Annotated in this window: 17 protein-coding genes; 12 read left to right on the plus strand and 5 right to left on the minus strand. The window is 45.9% G+C overall.

Going from position 1 to position 19866, the window contains the following annotated elements; translation table 11 throughout:
• Nucleotides 1–78: 78 nt before the first annotated feature.
• Both AB3R30_RS13270 and ruvC read left to right on the plus strand, forming a co-directional pair.
• Nucleotides 79–678 carry a retropepsin-like aspartic protease family protein gene (locus tag AB3R30_RS13270; protein ID WP_458649672.1) on the plus strand — a complete coding sequence of 200 codons (600 nt, stop codon included), beginning with the start codon at nt 79–81 and terminating at the stop codon, nt 676–678.
• 1 nt (nt 679) lies between these two features.
• Nucleotides 680–1177, plus strand: coding sequence for a crossover junction endodeoxyribonuclease RuvC (gene ruvC / locus AB3R30_RS13275; RefSeq protein WP_458649673.1), 498 nt, complete (start codon nt 680–682; stop codon nt 1175–1177).
• Between the two features lie 26 nt (nt 1178–1203).
• On the opposite strand, the gene AB3R30_RS13280 is transcribed toward ruvC, so the two are convergent.
• Both AB3R30_RS13280 and AB3R30_RS13285 read right to left on the minus strand, forming a co-directional pair.
• Nucleotides 1204–2151: a response regulator gene (locus AB3R30_RS13280; RefSeq protein WP_458649674.1), complete on the minus strand. Its 948-nt coding sequence runs from the start codon at nt 2149–2151 to the stop codon at nt 1204–1206.
• 236 nt (nt 2152–2387) lie between these two features.
• Nucleotides 2388–2654, minus strand: a complete 267-nt coding sequence (locus tag AB3R30_RS13285) for a hypothetical protein (RefSeq protein ID WP_458649675.1) — start codon at nt 2652–2654, stop codon at nt 2388–2390.
• A gap of 550 nt (nt 2655–3204) precedes the next feature.
• Here AB3R30_RS13285 and AB3R30_RS13290 point away from each other — a divergent pair.
• The 4 genes from AB3R30_RS13290 to AB3R30_RS13305 all read left to right on the plus strand — a co-directional run bounded on the left by AB3R30_RS13290 (nt 3205) and on the right by AB3R30_RS13305 (nt 10419).
• A complete protein-coding gene (locus tag AB3R30_RS13290) occupies nt 3205–5004 on the plus strand; it encodes an RNA polymerase sigma factor (protein ID WP_458649676.1) in 1800 nt (599 codons plus the stop codon).
• 10 nt (nt 5005–5014) lie between these two features.
• Nucleotides 5015–6226, plus strand: coding sequence for a DUF1822 family protein (locus tag AB3R30_RS13295; RefSeq protein WP_458649677.1), 1212 nt, complete (start codon nt 5015–5017; stop codon nt 6224–6226).
• A 187-nt stretch (nt 6227–6413) separates the two neighbouring features.
• Nucleotides 6414–9467: a caspase family protein gene (locus tag AB3R30_RS13300; RefSeq protein WP_458649678.1), complete on the plus strand. Its 3054-nt coding sequence runs from the start codon at nt 6414–6416 to the stop codon at nt 9465–9467.
• On the plus strand, nt 9436–10419 hold the full coding sequence (locus AB3R30_RS13305; RefSeq protein WP_458649679.1) for a hypothetical protein: 984 nt from the start codon (nt 9436–9438) through the stop codon (nt 10417–10419). The genes AB3R30_RS13300 and AB3R30_RS13305 overlap by 32 nt, the downstream gene beginning before the upstream one ends.
• A gap of 28 nt (nt 10420–10447) precedes the next feature.
• On the opposite strand, the gene AB3R30_RS13310 is transcribed toward AB3R30_RS13305, so the two are convergent.
• A complete protein-coding gene (locus AB3R30_RS13310; RefSeq protein ID WP_458649680.1) occupies nt 10448–11695 on the minus strand; it encodes a WD40 repeat domain-containing protein in 1248 nt (415 codons plus the stop codon).
• A 268-nt stretch (nt 11696–11963) separates the two neighbouring features.
• Between AB3R30_RS13310 and AB3R30_RS13315 the strand changes: the two genes are divergently transcribed.
• Complete coding sequence (locus tag AB3R30_RS13315; protein ID WP_458649681.1) at nt 11964–12545, plus strand: glycine-rich domain-containing protein; 582 nt, start codon at nt 11964–11966, stop codon at nt 12543–12545.
• A 155-nt stretch (nt 12546–12700) separates the two neighbouring features.
• Here AB3R30_RS13315 and AB3R30_RS13320 read toward each other — a convergent pair whose 3' ends face one another.
• Complete coding sequence (locus tag AB3R30_RS13320; RefSeq protein WP_458649682.1) at nt 12701–15145, minus strand: NB-ARC domain-containing protein; 2445 nt, start codon at nt 15143–15145, stop codon at nt 12701–12703.
• 150 nt (nt 15146–15295) lie between these two features.
• Here AB3R30_RS13320 and AB3R30_RS13325 point away from each other — a divergent pair, with 150 nt between their 5' ends.
• The 5 genes from AB3R30_RS13325 (at nt 15296) to AB3R30_RS13345 (ending at nt 18293) form a co-directional block, all read left to right on the plus strand.
• Nucleotides 15296–15523, plus strand: a complete 228-nt coding sequence (locus tag AB3R30_RS13325) for a hypothetical protein (RefSeq protein ID WP_458649683.1) — start codon at nt 15296–15298, stop codon at nt 15521–15523.
• A 248-nt stretch (nt 15524–15771) separates the two neighbouring features.
• Nucleotides 15772–15936: a hypothetical protein gene (locus AB3R30_RS13330; RefSeq protein WP_458649684.1), complete on the plus strand. Its 165-nt coding sequence runs from the start codon at nt 15772–15774 to the stop codon at nt 15934–15936.
• Between the two features lie 252 nt (nt 15937–16188).
• Nucleotides 16189–16356 (plus strand): hypothetical protein, encoded by a 168-nt coding sequence (locus tag AB3R30_RS13335; protein WP_458649685.1) that lies wholly within the window; start codon nt 16189–16191, stop codon nt 16354–16356.
• Between the two features lie 50 nt (nt 16357–16406).
• Entirely contained in the window at nt 16407–16706 is a 300-nt protein-coding gene (locus tag AB3R30_RS13340) for a hypothetical protein (protein ID WP_458649686.1), read from the plus strand.
• A 129-nt stretch (nt 16707–16835) separates the two neighbouring features.
• Nucleotides 16836–18293 (plus strand): DUF3370 domain-containing protein, encoded by a 1458-nt coding sequence (locus AB3R30_RS13345; protein WP_458649687.1) that lies wholly within the window; start codon nt 16836–16838, stop codon nt 18291–18293.
• Between the two features lie 379 nt (nt 18294–18672).
• Here the strand turns inward: AB3R30_RS13345 and moeB are convergent, their stop codons facing one another.
• Nucleotides 18673–19845: a molybdopterin-synthase adenylyltransferase MoeB gene (gene moeB, locus AB3R30_RS13350; RefSeq protein ID WP_458649688.1), complete on the minus strand. Its 1173-nt coding sequence runs from the start codon at nt 19843–19845 to the stop codon at nt 18673–18675.
• Between the last annotated feature and the right edge of the window lie 21 nt (nt 19846–19866).

Below are 19866 nucleotides of genomic sequence, written 5' to 3' on the forward strand. Positions count from 1 at the left end.
ATTTTTTGAAAACAGCAATGCTTTTAGTGTCTTGAAACTCAAAACTCAAAACTGTATCATCCCGTAGGAGCGCGATCGGTGAAACATCATTTAGTTGGGTCAACCGCAATTCATCAAACGTTAGCGAAGCTTTCCACAAGAATCCCCCTGGGAATCGCTACCCTTCTCTGGTTAATACCCACTGCAACCAGCCAGCTAGCCGTCTCTGCCCAAGACGAAGCTTGCTACATGGTCAACGCTGCGGGACGGCGCATTAACCTTGGCAAGCTCTGTGGTGCGGGCAACGCCAAGCCCAGTTCTAGTTCTACCAAAGGACTATACTCGGTGCCGATCAAACGTCGGGATGGAGGAACCCCGGTGATTGATGTGACTTTTAATGGCAATCAGAAATTTGAAATGCTGCTCGATACTGGAGCTAGCGGGACTTTGATTACTCGCTCTATGGCACGCGCCTTGCAAATTCCAATTGTTGGAGCGGGGCAGTTTACCATGGCGGATGGTAGAACGATTCTGATGCCCTTAGGTCGGCTGAGTTCTATTTCAATTCAAGGGGCGCGAGTGAATAATGTGAATGTCGCGATCGCCAATGATGCTGCTGATGGCTTATTGGGGCACGACTTTTTGGGTAACTACGACATCACAATTAAGCGTGATGTTATAGAGTTCTACCCTCGATAGTATGGAACAACGCATTTTAGGACTCGATCCAGGATTGGCAATCTTAGGCTTTGGTGCGATCCAGTGTTCGACTCCCGATGTGAGTAACCCTTGTGCCCTTGAGCAGGTGACCCCATTGGATTTTGGCGTGATTCAAACTCCTGCCGGAACCGATATGGGCGATCGCCTTCAGATGATCTATGAAGATTTACATACCGTATTAAATCAGGTGAAACCCGATCTAATCTCCCTTGAAAAACTGTTCTTTTATCGCATGGGAAACACGATCGCCATCGCTCAAGCCCGTGGGGTAATCATGCTGGTTCTCGCCCAGCACAAAATGCCCTTAGTCGAATTTACCCCGGCTCAGATTAAGCAAGCCCTCACTGGATATGGCAACGCAGAAAAATATCAGGTGCAAGAAGCCGTTGCTCGTGAACTGAATTTAGACAAGATCCCCAAGCCAGACGATGCAGCCGATGCCCTTGCTGTTGCCCTTACCGCTTGGTATCAACATTGAAATGTAAAAACTTGGAAGATTTAGTTTTAATCATCATGCCTACACGCCAATGCCAGTGCTACCTGCTGCGCGGATAGGTGTAATAAGACCAGTTCGTCTTCTCGTAAGGTACAGGGTTGTTTCCATTGCACCGAGAGTACGGCGTTAACTGTGTTGCGGTAGACGGCTGGAACAATCAGATGAGCCTGAATGCCAGAAGCGGCGTAATGTTCCATGGCTGCTAGATTGCTATCGGCGGGAATATTGAGGGCAACTTGCATCTTTTGGCTCGCGATCGCCTCTTTTGTCAACCCATCTTTGTCTAGCCAATTTTCTAAGCGATCGCCCTCTGCGGTATAGATGCCGCTCAGGGTCGTTAATGCGCCATTCTCCACCCGTTGCAAAATGCAGCCATCGGCATGAAAGGTTTTGCCAAAAGCATCGGCAATTGGAGACAAGCAAGAGTCTAGATCGGCAGAATCTTGGGCAGTGCGAACAATCGCTGAAAGTAAAGCGGTTTGGGCTTGCGATCTCTGCAACTCTTCCGTGCGCTGCTTCAATAGCTCGTAGGTTTCCGCCGCCCGCTGCACCACTGCTTTCAACTCATCCGGATTCCAAGGCTTGGTAATATACTTATAAACCTGCCCAGAGTTGATTGCTTCCACTAAATCTTCAACATCGGTAAAGCCCGTTAAAATAATCCGCATGGTATCGGGAAACTGGGGCACCGTGCGGCTTAAGAATTCAGTCCCTTTCATTTCAGGCATTCGCTGATCCGAAATAATCACGGCAACCTCGCCTTCCGTTGCCAGCACTTGAAGCGCATGAATGCCACTTTCTGCCTTCAGTACAGTAAAGTCTCGCCGAAAAGTTCTATAGAGCAAGTCCAAGTTGTCTGGCTCATCATCAACCACCAGCATTTTTGCCTTCTTCGGTCGCTCTACGCTCATTAGCTGGCGACTAATCGTATCTAGCTCAGGAATGGTATACGTCATAGGTCTAACAATTCTCCAGCAAAACCAAAAGAAAGCGTTCACCAAGGGGGCAAATGAAGCATAGTCTTAGTCTTACCAAATTGCATCCGTTTATAACGCAAGTGCAAACGAAATCTAAAAAGTTATGGCAACGGATGAATAGATTAGGACGCAAATATCCTTGAAAAATGAGGAATAACGGACGTTCATTTTGATTTTTCCTCGTACTGCTCTAATGAAGTAGGAGAGGGTACTTTTTAAGGATGCACTTTGGCAGATTGAGTCGAGACGACCAGTTGAGCATCATAAGCTGAAAAATCATAGACTGGCTGATGAGCCATTTGGGTTAAATAGCCCATGTAATTGCTCATCAAAAAATAAACCCCAACCAGAGCGGCAGCAGAAAACGCAACGAGGGTTCCTGCCAGCATTAGTGAAAATTCTTGGCGATCGAGGGCTTCCTGCATCAAATGCAAAGACCAGGCAACGAGCGCGATCGCAATAACAAGAAGAATGATTAGCATATGTTACACATCTTAACATACGCTCAGGAAAGTGGACAGGCGATTCGTGAAACGTCAGCGAAGCTTTCTACAGGAATTCTTACGGCAATAGTCCGGACACTTTTGCACCGAACCGCCCACCCTGCTCTCCCGCTCACTTCCCAAGATACAAGGGTGAGGGGGTTGGGCTGGCTGGCTGACACAAAATATCGGGTGAGGGGCAAATCCGCGTACTCTGGGGATTACCACATCAACCAGAAGTAATTATGGAATCAACCCCTCGTTTACTCGTTTATATGATGCGCTGCGGCAGTTACTCGGTCAACAGTGCCGCTGGCAAGACCAACGCCATGTGTATCCTTGGTTTGGATGGTCGTCGGGCTGATGAGAAAATGTGTCAGTCAGCCAGGGGGGTTGGGATAGTTGCACATCGCGTAACCTCGGTAAATTCAACTTTATCGACGGTAGGGTGCGCCTCTGCATACTCTGCAAGTTTTAAACAAAGAGATATAAGGGAATAATAGAGTTAGACCCCGGCTCATTTTTAGTAAGCACCCGATTACTTAGCCTCATGAATACCAGCAGGGATCACATCATCACAGAGTTTTCAACCTTTTGCACGATCGCCCCAGCCACAGATTCCGCTTTCGCGTGGAAACACGATTTGGGCAATAAAAAGTTCATGAGTCAGCTTACTCTAGAGGCTCCGTCAGTGAACCCAGACTGTTGGGCACGCTACTTTTTATTAATTCTTCAGCAGCAAAAAAGGTCTGTCATGGAATCTGAGTTTTCCCAAAAGGAATGCGTAGACCAAATGGCGATCGCAGTCACGAATTTAGTCACGCAGGCAGCCCAACAGAATCAAAATTTAGCAAATTTACATGACTATCTCTCCTCTCAAAATATTCATCATCTTGCTCAAAAATTGTTTGATCATCAAGCTGCGATCGTCAAGCAACTCTTGATTGCCCATCTCCAACGTCCAAGCGGCTTCTCAGCCTATCAGCAGCATCGAAGGTTGCCAATAAACATGAGAAAGCAATTTTCTCTAATAGATTGCTTGCAGGAATCCAACCAAATCATTAGTGATCCGCTGCATTGTTTAAAGAACTTTGATTTAACTCGTTCCAATATCACTTTGAAGACTTACGTTGAGAAGAAACTTCGCCAACAATTGACTAACATTATTTGTGTCAAACTAGGCACACCTAGAAATTTTTCGGATTGGGGACTGCTTCGTCATACTCCTAAAAAGCAGCTATTAGAGGCATTACAATTTCATGGATTATCTGAACTTCAGATAATGCAGCACCGCTTAATTTGGCATTCTTTTCAAGAAATATATACTGCAAAAGCAGAAGGGCACAGCCCATTACCACCCCCTAGCCAAGCTCAACTGATGGGCATTCGAGATCGTTACAAGCAACGATGTCCTGACTTTCAACTCACGCCAGAGATAACTGAGCCACAGGTGAGTAGTGATTTACAAACCTGTATTCAAGCCATCCGACAGTATCAAAATCGAACCAATGCTATATCACCCTTTGATGAGGCTTGGCACCAAAATCAAGATACGAACAGCGAAACAAATGACCCACTGGAAAGGGAAGAATTTGATGCGAGTTTGAATGAAGAAATTTTATTTGAAGTAGACAAAGAAGATATAGAAAAGGATATAGGCTCAGACCCGTTAGAAAATCTGATAGACGCAAGTGACGCAACCAAATTGGCTGATGTCGGTAGGATAACCCAAAGCACCGTTGTAGTGATCTTTCTTGGCTTAGAGCGGGTTGCCCAAACCGCGCTTCGATTAAATCATGGTTTAGATTTTAATCAAGCTGAAATTGTGCAAATTTTAGGAGAACCCTGGAAGTCGCTGCCTCAATATCAGCGATCGCGCCAATTCAATCGTTGGAAAAAAACTTTTCTAGATCAGCTAATTTCTGCTGTTCGAGCCGCTTATCCAGAAGTTTTTCCAAAACACCAACCCCATGACGATCGCATCCAGGCAATTGAGCAATATTTGAAATGGTATCTCCATCAGTATTGTACCCAGTTCTTTCATCCGCCCTTACAGGTTCACTATGCTGCACTCGATCTCCGGGATAGAGAATCTCTTGTCCTCCGCTATTTCCATCAAATGGATGAGGCTGCGATCGCTCAAAAACTAAATCTTCAATCCGCACAGGCGGTAGTCGAACACCTTCATCGCATGATGAAACACTTGAGTAATACCCTCAAAGAGTGGACTCAAACCACTCTAGAAGTTGATCTTAACCTGTGCCAATCGACCCCAGGAAAATTATCCTTGTTTATTGAAACCTGGTTCATGAATTCAATGAAATATAAATCTCAAAGTCCAACAGAGTAAGGAGAGGACGATGTTAACACTGGACGACATGATAACGCTTTATCCTGATCAACTTTGGTTGGAGATTCCGCCAAAAATTTGTCAAACTGCTCGTCAAACGGTCAACGCTCAAGCCTATAGCAACCCCCTAGCCGTTGAACGCGCCTATCAAAACATCATTTGCCAAACAGTGGTTGCCAACTGGCTGCGCGAAGATCCCGATCTTCCCTCACCGATTTCCTGGTTATCTCCGCAGGAACAATCTGAAATCTGGGAGTTTGTCAATGGGTCGATCCTGTTGCTAAATACCACTCGATTGGCACTCATTCCCAGCGATGTCATCAACCTAGATGAACTGATCGTAGAACAGGAATGGGTCGATATTCCGGACTGGGCATCTCATTATTACCTGGCAGTTCAGTTGAATTTGCAGGATGGCTGGCTACGAGTTTCAGGCTATACCACCCATAACAAACTGAAGCAGCAGAGCAGTTATGATGCAATGGATCGCACCTACAACCTGGATCAATCTGAATTGATTGAAGATTTGACTGTCTTGTGGGTTGCGCGGGAAACATCCCGCTGGTTCCCAACGGTAGCCCCTGTATCAGTTCTCTCTTCCACTCAGGCAGAGACTCTCATTTCCCCACTGAGTCAATCTCGATCAACTTCTCCTCGCCTGAATCTTCCTCCAGAGCAATGGATCGCGCTGATTGCAACCCCCGCTTGGCGGGAAACTTTATATCATCATAGAACTGCCACCACTCATCTAGGACAGTGGTTTCAAAATCTAATCGAACCGGGCTGGCAAGCAATCCGCGACTTTGCAGTGCTGCAATCTCAATTTCCTACCTATGCTTTGGCAAGGGGGATGACATCCCAGGAAAAAAGAATTGATAGGGGCGACTATCAACTTGCAGTGATGGTGATTTGTGAAGACTTTGAATCCAATCTTGATCTAGAAAATACTGCTCAATCGTTGGTGGAAGTTGGGTTTATGGTGGGTGTGCAAGTTGTGCAGTCAGACTTCGATCGCTCCCAGGTTCATTTACCCATTGATATAAATGTGGAATTGGCGTTTCCAGATGAAGTCGGACAGATTGAGACAATTACAGAGCGTTTAACTTCTGATACCCCAAACCTTGCGGTGTGGTTTCCCAAGTTAATTGTTCAATCTCAAGAGGTCGTGAGGCTAATGCTAATAGAGGGAGATTGGCAATTTGTTCATAACTTCACTCTTTAACAAAGATATTTAACAAAAATACTTACAAAGCAGAACAAATTTTATTAAGTAAAATCACGTAAAAACGTGTTACCCTATTAGCTAATTAATATTTTCCCTGTTTAATATTATTTCTGTTCGTTGAGCCTAGTTCAAGGCGTTTCGATCATTCCTGTCCTGAGTGAGAAAAGTTTGGGAACGATAACCGATGTCGCTTGATCCTTTGCACCAGTTGAAACGAGGAGGGGCGAAGCTAAGGGTACTGTTGGTAGGAGTCAACCGCTATCACGATCGCAACTTGGCTTCGCTGAGCTACTCTGTAGCCGATTGTGTGGGAATTGAAGAGGCTCTTAGAAAAGTAACCACTCAATTTCCACATTGCCAGATTGACACACTGTACGGCGTTTCTGATTCCTCAGTGAATGTCCAAGCATTTTGCGATCGCCTTGATCAACTATTGGCAGGCACCGTACCCAAAGATACGATCTTATTTTATTTCGCGGGGCACGGCGTTTTAGACTCTACCTCCAAAGAGCTTTATCTATGCTTAAGTGAAACTTGCTTAACCCATCTATCAGAAACCGCAATCTCGATGAAGAGAGTGCTGAATCGCTTCTCTGAGGTAACGGCGGGTAAACAGGTCGTTATTCTAGATGCTTGCCACAGTGGAGGTGCTTTTCACAGTAGGGGCGCGATCGCTTTGGAGAACCATGCAACTTCATCGGATTCATCTGCTGAATTTGACCCCGACTTTACGCCTTCACTGCGGGAAGCGTTGCAGGATTATACAAACCAGGGGTACAAGCAAAGCAAGCATTTTCACGCTTTAATGTCTTGTGATGCAGGGCAACAATCCTATGAAATGCCAAATCGACAAAATGGCATTTTTAGTTACTACCTAATTCAAGGCATTCGGGGCGAGGCGGCAGACGAACAAGGGCGGATTCAAGTCGATCGCCTCTCGGAATATGTGGGAGATCACACAACTGCCTATTTTCGAGAACGGCAAATTCCAGAGAGTCGTTCCCAAACGCCAGTTCATCTGAAGGGGGCTTCCCAAAAAGTTATCCTGGGGTTTGTGGAACCGCAAAAAGCATCTGGGCGCTTAGAATCGACTGGATCGGGAAGTACTCTCCTATTTCGACTGGATCAATATCGTCATGCGGTTGGAGAAGCATTTGAACAAGCCTATCCCCTGAGCGAAGAAACCTGGCATCTTTTAAAGAAATTTGCTGACGATCTTTATTTGCCTGAAGAGGAGTGCCAACGAATTGACTCAGAAATTGAACAACAGGTTGAGCGAACTCTAGCTGTTTATCAACAACGAGCCACTCAGCGCTTGCATGGCTCCTACCCTCATGAGGCTGATCCTTTCATAGAACTACGCAAGGAAATGGGTCTAAAGCCAGAAATTTTAAAGTCCTATGAAGAGCAGGCAAAACAGACCTTTCACCAGCATGAGAAACAGTACCGCGATGCATTTTTAGCAGCGTTATATGAGGGAGGGGCGATCAGTTCAGATACCCGTCAACAGTTGCAAAGCTTACAACAGGAATGTGGCTTTGCTCCAGCGGTCATTATTCAATTTGAAACCCAGGAAACCCGCGAATTTGACCGTTGCAAAGCGGAGTATCAACGGTTATTTTTTGAAGCGATTCATGATAATCGAGTAGATCAACAAGCCCTTGCACAAGAGCAAAAGCGGTTAGGCTTGGGTAATACTGTCGTTGAGCAGATTGAAGCAGATATTACCCAACTGTTTGAGACGAAAAAATTAGAGTATCGAGGTCGATTTGCTGGCTCTATTCGAGGCGCGACTCATCCGGATCTTTCTCCATTAAAAGCGCTACAAAAGAATCTTGTCCTAAGTGATGCCCTAGTAGAAATTATTGAAGCAGAGGAAATTCAGCGATTAGACCGCGATCGCAAAAAGTATCGTGAGAAGTTGAAAAGTTGTCTACATCAACAAGTTGATTTTAATGTAGAGGAGTATCATCGTCGCCAACAAATAGAGGAATCGATTGATTTAGCAGATGTCATCTTAGATTTGCTCGATCAGTCTGCAATCGAAGAATTTGAGCAGGATTGCCAAACCTATCGGCGCGATTTTTCGCAAAAAATTAGACAAGAAGACCCGCTCCGTCCGCAAGCAAAGCGACAATTGCAGCAGTTGCAAGAATCTTTAAGCTTTTCTGTGCTCGATCGCACGGTCTCCAATCCTGTGATTGAGCGGTTACAGCAGCAGGAGCAACACCAATGTCATCAAGATAAGCAGGTTTATTTACAGGATTACACTCAAGCGTTACGAACCCAAACACCTATCCATTCCGACGATCAAGCTCGACTAAACGCTCGGCAACAGCAATTTGAATTAAGCGATCAAATCATTGCTCAACTCATTTCAGAAGTTGAGCAAACATTTGAGAATGATCAAAAACACTATTGTCAAGAATTTGATTGGAAGTTACGAAATCAGTCTTCCTTGGAGACCGAGTTTGTACAACAACTTCAACAGAAACATAACCTCAGTAATGTCATTACTCAACCCTTGAATGCAAAATTGATAGCTGACTTTGAGCGAGATCAAAAGCAATATCATGCGCTTCTCGTCCGCGAACTTAATCAAAAATCTTCTTTAACATCAGTTGCCCGTCAACAATTGCGAAAACTTCAAACTGAGCGAAAACTGGGTGACGTGGTTTGCCAAGCGATCGAAGCTCAGGTGATAGCCCGATTAGATGACGAGCGCGGACGACGGAATACTTATGGACAACTATTTGACCGAATTATTCGCCAATTTAATGGACTCAATGACTTTGTTTTAGAGGATCATGATCGCGCTGATTTAGAACAACATCGGTGCGATTTTAAGCTAACTTCCCAAGAAGTAGTTGAGATTGAGGCTCAAATGCTTCAACAGTATCAAGGTGACATTCAGCAGTATCAAACTGTGCTGAAGCAAGCTTCCTACCCGCTAACAGATGAGGCGATCGAGATTTTAGAATCGAGTCGTGTGAACCTCAATCTTAGCTCTCAGATAGCCTACAGGCTTGAGCAACAGTGTTTGAGCGAGAAATTGAGGCAGTATGAATACGCCTTTTCAAAAACGGTCATTCGCCACTATCCAATCGGCAACAAGGAACAAAAACAGTTACGTCAATTACAGCAAAAGCTTGGTTTAGGGGACGAACTTATTCTGCCAATTCATCAAAAGGTGCAGGCTTATGTGGATGAAATCAACAAAATTCTCGAAACTGAATGAGCAATTGCAGCAGGATGTTCTAACCCAATTAGAGCCTGTTCAGCAAAAGCTCGAACTATCGGATGAGGTCGCAACTGCCCTGATTCATCATCGGATTGTTGCCAACCAATCGGCTCAAGCAAAAATATCTCCCCAACTTATCACCCCATCTATTTTGCTAAAGCGTGTGGTTGACAGTCTTCCTCAAATCGATAGTCTCCCTCAAATCTCCACTTATCTACCTGCCATTTCTCAGAAAACTGCTGGACTGGTACTTGGAGTAGTAGGCGTGGGCGCGATCGCGATCGCCATTTCAATGATTCCTCAGAAAACGCAAACACCCATAAAATTTGAAGCATCTTTTAGCACACTCAAGATGCAACCGTTGGAGAAAAGCACCTATTCTTTTCTGATTGATGAAATGCTTCAAAAGCACTTCCAGCAGATGGATCAAAAATATTTGCAGACATTTGATGATAAAGCCATCAATCAGCTTCGGCTCAATACCCGCAACGTTATACCAAACACCTTGCCGAAAGATGACCCCATCATCCAAATGATCAGCCAAAAAATTGAAGCCAAGGTGAAAAGTCATCGGGATGAGTGGAATCGGAATGAGAAGCATCTAGCTCAGGCAAAGCAGTTGCAAAACCAGAGAACATTTGCAACGCTCACCGAGGCTGAAGGTGAATTGAAAAAAATCAAGCTGTTGGGTAAAACGGTGACAAAAGGAAGCCCTTATTGGAACAAGAAAATTCAGCCCGAAAAAGTCGCGATCGTCAGTATCAGAGCAGCACTAAATACCCCTCGCTCTTCTAGCAATTCTCAACCCTCAACTCCATCCTCAAATGATGTACCCTCCTCATATCCACAACCTTCATATCCACAACCTTCATATCCACAACCTTCATATCCACAACCTTCATATCCATCCCCGCAATCTGACCCGCCACCCCCTGCCCCAGTTCCTTAAACCGTCAATGGATACAATTTGCGAGTAATTACCGACTTGGATAAATAAATGTACGGAATGACTTATCTATGCTGCCAGTTACGAAAGCTCTTCCATCAGGTCGAAATACAATAGCTGTAACCTCTCCATCATTTTTCTCAAATACATTAATTTCCTGACCCGTTTGCAACTGCCATAACTTTACTTTTCTATCTCTTCCTCCAGTAAGCAGGATTTTTCCACTGGGACTCGATGCAATTATCCTCACTTGTCCACCGTGTCTCAAGGGTGGAAGAGGCTCAAGGGTTGAAAGTGACCATCGGCGAACAGATCCTTCTACGGGATCTGCTGCTGCAAACATAGTGCCATCCGCAGTAAAGGTAATTGAGGAAGTAGAAAAATTTGAATTATCTAAGGTGCAGAGGTATTGACCAGTTTTTGCATTCCAGAAATTTATGTAATAGGTACTTTCCTGCTCTTTAGTAACCGGTTGTGTTGTACTCAAAATTGCCCTACCTGCCGCCGCCAGCACTTTTCCATTTGGGCTAAAGGCAACAGCATCGATGCGCTGCTTTTCGCTGGTGCCAGTCGCTATTGGATAGCGGCTAATTTCTTGAATTTGTTGACGAACAGGTTGCAACTGACCCGTACTGCGAATATCCCACAGCCTCATGCTCCGTCCTTTGGGTCTTCCAATTCCCGCAGCCACTACTTGACCAGTGGAACTAACGGTAATTGAACGAGGTTCAAATATCACTTCTCGATTAGTCGATTTCTTTAAACTTGTTTGTGACCATTCTCTACGATTCCATACCGATACCCCACCATTACTTTCCCCTGTAACCAAGAACAATCCATTAGGACTAAATGCCAATGTGTTTATCGGGCTTTCACTTATATACATTCGTTTTCTTGCACGCCTCCTAGTCTCTAATCCAGACCATATCCTGACGCTGCCTCTCGTACTAGGTTGCTTTCTATCGACATATTTTGCACCTGTTGCCAATAATCTACCATCTGGGCTGAAGGCAAGCGATGTGATTGTTTCTTCCTTCACGTTTTTTTCAAGGATATCATCTTGTCTGGTAGTAATTTTTTCGTTCCACTCCTTGATTGCTTCCCAGTCGGGGTCGGGGGGGAGGTTAGCGGCGCGCCCAGCATCGATCGCTGGGCAAGACCGGGTTGCTTGAGAGGGCTGGGGAATTTGAGAGTGGAGGGGTTGAGGGCGCAGAGACGCAGCCGTCAGACTGGTCGCAATAGCTGTAAGGAAAACGAAGAGAAGGTTAGGGTAGCGCATGGGTAGAGATAGAGATACACCAAATTGAACGTCGTGGAAATGAGCAATGCTTTTTAATTTACTTAGAGGATACCCAAAAGGCGATGGGATGGAACAAGCAAAGAAATCAGAAAAATTTTGAGGAAATTTTGAGCGATCGCCTGCATGGATCAGAAAACCCGAACCAAAGAGTTTAGGTCAGCATCCAAGCCCTTTGAAAGAGGGGACGCAAACTCACCCAAGTTTGCAAGGTGCGACCTCGATCCATTAACGTTCAGGAAATCTATCTATGTCTTCTGAAAAGCAACTGTCTTCCCTACTAGCTCAATTGACCGATGTTCTGCGCTCCGCTCCTGCCAGTGCTGCAACGCGAATGTTTCTGATCAAGCTCATGCAACTCGATCTAGGCGCGATCGCTCACACCTTATATCATAAAAAGAAATGGCAATGGCAAAAAATTCTACAAGCTATTGTTAAGTATCTCGCATTTTTGCTGTTGATCTATCTGTACCCCGATCAAAAGTTGGTGCCTTGTGAGGAAATCGATGCAGTTTGGCATTGCCATATTTTGGACACCTTGAAGTATACAGAAGACTGCCAGAACTTATTTGGCTACTATGTGCATCATTTCCCCTACTTAGGTGAGCGAGGCGAGGAAGATGAACACGACCTCCAACGGTCTTTTGCCGAAACGGAACGATTATTCTCCCAGGCACTAACCATGATGAAGGACACTACTCAACAGGCTCAAGCAGATCAATCCTGCCCACCCAAAGCTAGTGGTTGTTGCCTACGACAAAGCAATATGAAGCTTGTGCGCCCCGGCACGGCTCTCACCTTAGAAATGCTGAAGGATGATTCGGTTGGTTAAGACATTCACAGAACTGTAGATTGAAGGGGACATACGATCGTGTGTCCCTCTTGACTTTGCAAAAAATATCCTAAAGGATTGAGTTCGACTCCGCCCAGTCCGCTTAAATATTACTGTTGAGCGGAGTCAAAACACGATTCTATAAAGGATCATTGTTAAGTGAGTAGTTGCTCAATTTGTTGGGCATCGTGATGCATCCGCAATTGATTAAAGGTTGCTTTAGCCTGTTCTACCCATTGCTGCATCAATTCCAAGTTGCCGCGTTCTTTTTCTAATAGAGCAAACGATCGCTGACAGTAGGCAATGCAGCGTTGATCACTGTTTTGTCGAGAAACTGCCAGTCCAGCGGTTAATAATGCTTCTGCTTCAGCAAATTTCTGTTGCTTCATGGCAACCACTGCCAACCAGGATTGAATATAGGTGATTGCCCGCTGCCAGGAGATAATCTCAGCCTGCTCTAATGCCTGGTGATATAAAGAATCAGCCTTGGTGTAGTCACCCGTTTCCAAACAAATCTGTGCTTGATAATAGGTGAGCTTGATCTGAATTTGCTGGCGTGAGGATGAGGTGATTTGTGCATGAATCGTGTTTAGTTCATCGGCTGCCTGTATGAGCCACTGGCTAGCTGGCTCGAACTGTTGTTGTTGAATGTGGTAAAGCGCCAGATGCACTAATAGCTCAACTCGAACCTCTGGTGTCGATGTCAGGGGCAAGTTTAACCCTCGCTGGCAAAGAGCGATCGCGGTCGGCAAGTGTTCTGGTTGATTCATCAAAACCAATGTTCGCACTTTATCGAATAATAAGGTTGTCAGGGTTATCCAATCCTGGTGATATTCAGCCGCTTGAATCAACCAATCAAGCCAGAGAATCCGTTCTTGCCAATAGCCGTAGGTGTGGGTGTAACTTTTCAAATACGTCCACAGTTGTCGCATCGGTTCATAGCGTCCCTGTTCCATGCAATAGTCCACAACATCTCGGAGTGAATCCCATTCTTCGGTTAGGGGTTGATAGTCGTGCCATTCTTGCCAATCTCTGCTGCCATGGGTTTCTGTGAATCGGGCGAGCCAATTTACCCAACGATCGCGTAATTGCTGCGCCAGGGTGGTGTTGGCAGCTAAATCAGCCAAAACATAGCCACGGGTTAAGGGCAGCATTGCATACCGTCCAGTACTCTCTTGAATTAGAGATAATTGTCGCAGTGTAGCAAGGCTGATGGTGAGTTGATTGACATCCGATGCTTGGACAATAGACGCGATCGCCTCAAGTCGAGCAGGAGTAGCAAACAACGAGATCGTCAACAATACTTGATGGCTCAACTGTCCTCGCAGGGGTGCAATTGAACTTTCAAAGCAGTAGCGAGACATTTGTTCCATTGGTATAGCATCAGTCAAAACATGATTTAACGGATAACCAAAGGCAAGTTGACCAATGGTATAGATAATAGCGGTGGGTAATCCTCCCGTTTGTTGATAGATTTGTTGATGAGTACATTGCATGGCTTCGGAATGAACTTGAATCTGTTTTTCTTGAATGTGTTGTTGAATGAGGGTCAAGCTTTCAGGCTCAGACAACGGTGTGAGCAGAATCATTGCATTCAATAGCTCTTGCACACGGCTGGTAATGATTACTTTAACGGACAGGGGCAACTCCCACAAAAAAGTTCGCACATTGTTTACATCGTCAATCGTTTCCAAATTATCAATCAGAAGTAGCGTTGATTGATTTCCCAATTTGTAATAGATCAGTTCCTGTTGCTGCTCTAGAGTTCCGTGGAGCGCTTCCGAACAGTCTAGAGTATTGGCGATCGCGCGAACAATATCTTGTAAGGTGCGATCGCGGCGTTGTTTTGGCAAGATGCCACTGGGTAGCAGTAGTTCTGTTTTAGCGGATGTAAAAATAATTGCGGCAAAAGTTGGGACTGAGTTGTGATCTGAATGCAAACAGCGATGGGCAACTTCCAACATCAATGATGTTTTCCCCACACCACCCAGTCCGCAAATACTAATCCGATAAGTACCAGAATCAGGCTGAAGTAATTTCAACAGGTATTCTAGCTCTGCCTGTCTGCCTATAAAGGTAGAGTAGGTGCCTGCTGGAAGATTGTGAAGAATCGGTGGTAATGGTGCAGGGGTCCTTTTTTCCTCAACCGATTGATCCGGTTCCTGCTGTTCGGCAATCTGTTTCCACTCCAATGCTAAAACTTGGCAGTACGCTTTGAAGGCAGTTGCCTTAATTCGATCGGGTTGAGCCGCTGCAAATCGTTTCCAGGTGCCGTAGGAAATGCCTTTTGCTAATAACTCACCTGTCTCAATTTGTTGCTCGATTCGCTCAATTAATGAGCCACTCTTAATTCGCAAAATGTTCTGTCTAATTTGAAGAGCAGACTTTGAACTACGGTTGAGTAGGGTGTCCAATTTTGATAGCCAGCGGGGATCATCATCATCCCAATGATTGCGTTGTTGATGTTGCCGCAAAATCCACTTACTGGCTGCTTGTAAGGGGCTATCTTCATTCTCATCAATTTTCCATCCCCGTTGCGTCCTGGCTTCGTGAATTTTTTCCTGTCCCTGCTTTGATGCTCGTAGCGATCGCTCCAGCATAACACCCCGGTTAGATGAATCATTTTGGATTTGTCAAGATCAGTTGCGATCAGTGATTGCGTGATCGGAAATGACCCTGACTTCTTTCCATATTTCTAGCATTCTACAGTCAGCAATCTTTATACAACTGCAATTACATAGGTGGACTCAATGCTAAATAGCAATCAGGGACGCTTTTTTCAACTGATTTGTCAATTCCTGAAGTACTTCTTTTTGGCAGTAGTCGGGTTTACGGTTGCGTCCATTCTTTCTCATGTTCTGCTCGGCTCGTTACTCTCCAGCTTTTTGTTGAGTTGCATTCCCCTATTCGGACGAATTGCCGTCATCATCAGTTGCCTGCTCGCGATCACCATCATTTTTGAATCAATCCGTTATTAGGAAGACAAGAGGCAGAGATGCAGATTGATCTACCTCAACCTTGTCTAAGTGTCTAGAAAAAGAGGCGATCGTCCTTTCCCTAGATCGTCTTCCTCCCTACTGCTTTTGTAAAACTTCATGAAGTTACGTCTGGCTTGCGTAAATTTCGCAGGTGGCAACCGAGAAGCCAGTGGAAGACGAAATTAAAGACGCGATCGACTTAAACGTAAACCAACTAACTATTCCATCTACCCAGGAGAGCAACCATCATGGCTACGAATAACTCATTTCAAGCAATCAACGCATCTGTTGATGATATTTCGACCGAGAGTTTGCTGAATGAAGGACTTGATTTGCCCATTTCCACTGAGGCTAAAAGTACTACACCGTTTTCATGGAAAGGATTACAGGACGAATCGACAATTTCTCGGTAACGATCGCGTAATTGCTGCGCTAGGGTGGTGTTGGCAGCTACATCAACTATTAGTCTATCCGATGGTTTGACGATGAATTAACTGGTGATAGAGCAGGGAAGTGGAATCAATTCCAGCAGTACTTGGGTTAAGATTCTGGGCGACGATTCTATTTTGATGTCACTCAAAGGACTACAAGCCGGCACCTTAACCGCAAGCTCATTCTCGCCTGCTTCCTCAACCTATCAACTCCCCTAACGCCCCTATACCGCCATGCAATCTGACCAGATTTTAGAGCGCTATCGAGCCTTTTTCTCAAATCTGAACACGATCGCCCCAGAACCAGATATTAACGGTGAATCTCTGGCACGATGGGCAGCAGTTTTGCATCCTATCGCGCCTAGCGATCCACTGGATATCGCGAAGATCTGCCGCTGCTGACAGCCATCAACCAATATTACCGATCGCAGATTCGTTATCGACATCATTTTTTGCTGGGCTATCATGATGCAGAAAATACCTCTCAAACCGTTTCTGAAGCCGCGATCGCTCAGCGTAATCCTATTCCTACTGGTGCAGCAGCGTTACTTCCAGGCTACACAAAGTCTCTATTTTCGTTTGTGTCACAGCATCAAGGCACCCATTATTTTTCAGTAGGGGATTCGGGGTTTTTGGTAGCACTCTCCGCGATCGATGCATTAGAGAAACTTAAAACCGACGCTGAACAGGCGATCGCTCAGGCTCAACCATTCATTTCAATCGTCACGGACAATTTTTACTATGGAGAGTAGAGTTTCGCGCCATCCTTTATACGAGTCCTTTAAAAGTTCCTTCCACAGGTCGAGATCGATAAAGTTTATGGAACTTCTCACATTGCGGATGATTCTATACAAGGACACTGGTACATTCACAGGTAGAGTATGCAATTCTCGCATTGGGTGATATTTGGAATCAGTTCGATCAGCAGCACCGTTGCAGGTTGTATAATTGCGGCAAATTTATCACAATCTCTATCAACGCCCACGCCAAACCCGCCTTCCAGTGCGACTCCTAGCCCTACCGCCAAACCGAGTATTCGTGACATTTTCCAACCTGGAGAAGTTCGCCCTCTGCCAGGGCAACTCGATCGCGTTCCTCTCATCAATAGCAACAGCCCAGAGTGGATCAAACAATCGGGTATTCTGCTCTCGACTTTTCCACCGGAGAAAAAAGCAACCCCTGCGGCACATCTCAACTATCCGATAAATGGTGAATTCAATCTATTTGCTCATCACTTCACCCACGATCCCAAAGATCGCCAAACCCTCTATATCGGAGTTCTAGTTCACAACCCTGGCACAAAACCCGTGGCGATCGCAATTCCTGCTGCCGCCAGCTATCGCCTTGAGCCGGATGCACCCTTTCAGTCCAAACCACCCCTACTAGACAATCCGAACGGTCAAGTTTTTTCTGGTCCCGGCATTCGGGCAGTGGACACTGTATTGCGAGGTCAGCGCACCCGTGAGTTTCCCGCTCAAATTGTGGTCAAGCCGGGACATTATCAACTTTTGATGAATGGCGATGTGATCACTAAAGGATTAACCAAACCTGTCAATGGTCGATCAACCTTGATCAGGCTGAAAAGTAATGCACCCATTTACGTCGCAACTCTCGCAATGTTTGCGCCAAAAAACTCGAATAGCAAAGAGCGTGCCCCCACCCTACAGGAATGGCAGAATCTCCTAACACAAGGTAAATTTGCGACTCCACGCGATAAGATTCCCACGCCTCCGGATGGCAAAGGGTCCTTGATTTATGGTCGGGTGGCAGGAGTTCAAGTTGGAAGCACTTGGCGTGCCAGACTCACCGATCCAGGGCAGACTAAACTCACGATTCCGAACGTAGGACAAAGTATCTCCTATGGATTGAGTACACTACGGAGCGGACGTTTGGGTACGGGGCAAATCCAATCTGCAAAGCTGCTGGTGCGCTATCCTGATACTGCTTACGAATCCCACGGTAACTATGCTACCTACTATGATTTAACTTTGCCTTTAACCAATTCAACCGTACAACCTCAAACGATCGCACTCAAACTCTCCAGTCCGATCAAACAAGATCAATTAGTGCAAGGGAGATTGCGCTTTCGTCAGCCGCCCCAGACCTTCCCATTTTTTCGGGGCACTATACGATTACGCTATCTAGATGAGCAACAGCAACAGCAAACACGCTATCTGCATCTTTGGCATCGCATTGGGCAATGGGTTGATCCATTAGTCAAATTCAATTTAAAACCCGGAGAAACTCGCTCAGTACAGGTGGATTTTTACTATCCACCCGATGCCACCCCGCCGCAAGTGCTTTCAATCACGACAGAACAAATCAGTTCTTTAAACTAGCTCCACTCGCAGTCGCGATCGCACAGGCTCCTCTCGCCCAACCCCATTCTTCGGTTCCAACCGACTAACGTTAGTGGCGAAACCTGTACCGGTTGTCCCGCTCGCGTCCAGGTAAGGGATCTGCAATTCAATAAAATACCAGTCGGGTTGGGCTGATTGTAATATCCCACTTGGGCAAAGTTTGAGAACGTTGCCAAAACAGCAGGTAGAATTCTTCTAGTTCTGCAAGCGGAACCTTGATTCTCTTCTCATAGCAAGTATCGAGCAGATGAATGATCGGAGCAACACCCTTCCAAGTAACGAATGACTAAGCTATGATGCCTACTCCTAATTATCTCTGCCCTTTACGAAAAGGCACTACCCGAATTTTTCCTTCTCTTTAATATTCGGGAACCGATGGATCGATTTCCCGACTCCAAGCAGTGATACCTCCCTTAACATTGATCCCGTCGATGCCAGACTGCTTGAGGATACCCAGTGCCTTCGCCGATCGCCCACCCAGTTTGCAATGAGCAATCAGCTTGTGTCCATTGAGCGCTTCTTTGACTTGTTGTACGCCAGTGCCGTTTTCAATATCGGGAAGTGGGATCAACACCGCACCTGGAATTCGGGCAATTTCATACTCATTCGGATTACGAACATCAATCAGCACAAAATCATCTGCGCCGCTGTCGAGCAGTTGTTTCAACTCGGTCACGGTCATTTCCTGGAGTGCAGACTGCTGCTCTGCTTCTGCTGCCTTAGCTTGCGGAATGCCACAGAACATTTCGTAGTCGATCAGCTTTTCAATCACGGGGCGTACTGGATTCGGGCGCAGTTTTAACTCACGGAAGGTCATATCCAGCGCATTATAGAGCAACAGCCGACCATTCAACGTAGTGCCCTTGCCCAAAATAATCTTGACTGTTTCCGTGGCTTGAATCACCCCAATGATCCCTGGCAGAATGCCTAACACTCCGCCTTCGGCACAAGAGGGAACTAATCCAGGTGGGGGTGGTTCGGGGTAGAGATCGCGATAGTTGGGTCCACCTTCGTAATTAAAGACGGTCGCCTGTCCTTCAAACCGATAGATGGAGCCGTAAACATTGGGTTTATTCAGCAGCACACAGGCATCGTTGACCAGATAGCGCGTGGGAAAGTTGTCCGTGCCGTCTACTACGATGTCGTAGGGTTCCATGATTTGCAGTGCATTTTCGGCGCTCAGTCGCGTTTCATAGAGATCGATCGCGCAGTAGGGATTGATTTCTAAAATGCGATCTTTGGCAGACTGAATTTTGGGTTTCCCGACCCACGACGTGCCGTGGATCACTTGACGTTGCAGATTAGAGCGATCGACCACATCAAAATCCACCAGCCCAATTCGCCCAACGCCAGCAGCGGCAAGATAGAGCAATAGGGGAGAACCTAAGCCGCCGCTACCAATGCACAAAACGCTGGCAGCTTTGAGGCGCTTTTGTCCTTCTAGACCCACTTCGGGCAAAATCAAGTGGCGCGAATAGCGCTCATATTCTTCTTTGTCTAACTGGATGTCGTCCAGGTTTGGATTTAGCATGGCGTTGATAGGGAATAGGGG

Origin of the sequence: Sivoneniella epilithica UHCC 1019 (genome assembly GCF_040830845.1) — a bacterium.
In the GTDB taxonomy this organism is placed as follows: Bacteria; Cyanobacteriota; Cyanobacteriia; order Leptolyngbyales; family Leptolyngbyaceae; genus ULC077BIN1.

Coding starts and splice junctions, on each gene's coding strand:
- ruvC (WP_458649673.1), top strand. CDS start 680: ATGGAACAACGCATTTTAGGACTCGATCCAGGATTGGCAATCTTAGGC.
- AB3R30_RS13280 (WP_458649674.1), bottom strand. CDS start 2,151: ATGACGTATACCATTCCTGAGCTAGATACGATTAGTCGCCAGCTAATG.
- AB3R30_RS13285 (WP_458649675.1), bottom strand. CDS start 2,654: ATGCTAATCATTCTTCTTGTTATTGCGATCGCGCTCGTTGCCTGGTCT.
- AB3R30_RS13290 (WP_458649676.1), top strand. CDS start 3,205: ATGAATACCAGCAGGGATCACATCATCACAGAGTTTTCAACCTTTTGC.
- AB3R30_RS13295 (WP_458649677.1), top strand. CDS start 5,015: ATGTTAACACTGGACGACATGATAACGCTTTATCCTGATCAACTTTGG.
- AB3R30_RS13300 (WP_458649678.1), top strand. CDS start 6,414: ATGTCGCTTGATCCTTTGCACCAGTTGAAACGAGGAGGGGCGAAGCTA.
- AB3R30_RS13305 (WP_458649679.1), top strand. CDS start 9,436: ATGAAATCAACAAAATTCTCGAAACTGAATGAGCAATTGCAGCAGGAT.
- AB3R30_RS13310 (WP_458649680.1), bottom strand. CDS start 11,695: ATGCGCTACCCTAACCTTCTCTTCGTTTTCCTTACAGCTATTGCGACC.
- AB3R30_RS13315 (WP_458649681.1), top strand. CDS start 11,964: ATGTCTTCTGAAAAGCAACTGTCTTCCCTACTAGCTCAATTGACCGAT.
- AB3R30_RS13320 (WP_458649682.1), bottom strand. CDS start 15,145: ATGCTGGAGCGATCGCTACGAGCATCAAAGCAGGGACAGGAAAAAATT.
- AB3R30_RS13325 (WP_458649683.1), top strand. CDS start 15,296: ATGCTAAATAGCAATCAGGGACGCTTTTTTCAACTGATTTGTCAATTC.
- AB3R30_RS13330 (WP_458649684.1), top strand. CDS start 15,772: ATGGCTACGAATAACTCATTTCAAGCAATCAACGCATCTGTTGATGAT.
- AB3R30_RS13335 (WP_458649685.1), top strand. CDS start 16,189: ATGCAATCTGACCAGATTTTAGAGCGCTATCGAGCCTTTTTCTCAAAT.
- AB3R30_RS13345 (WP_458649687.1), top strand. CDS start 16,836: ATGCAATTCTCGCATTGGGTGATATTTGGAATCAGTTCGATCAGCAGC.
- moeB (WP_458649688.1), bottom strand. CDS start 19,845: ATGCTAAATCCAAACCTGGACGACATCCAGTTAGACAAAGAAGAATAT.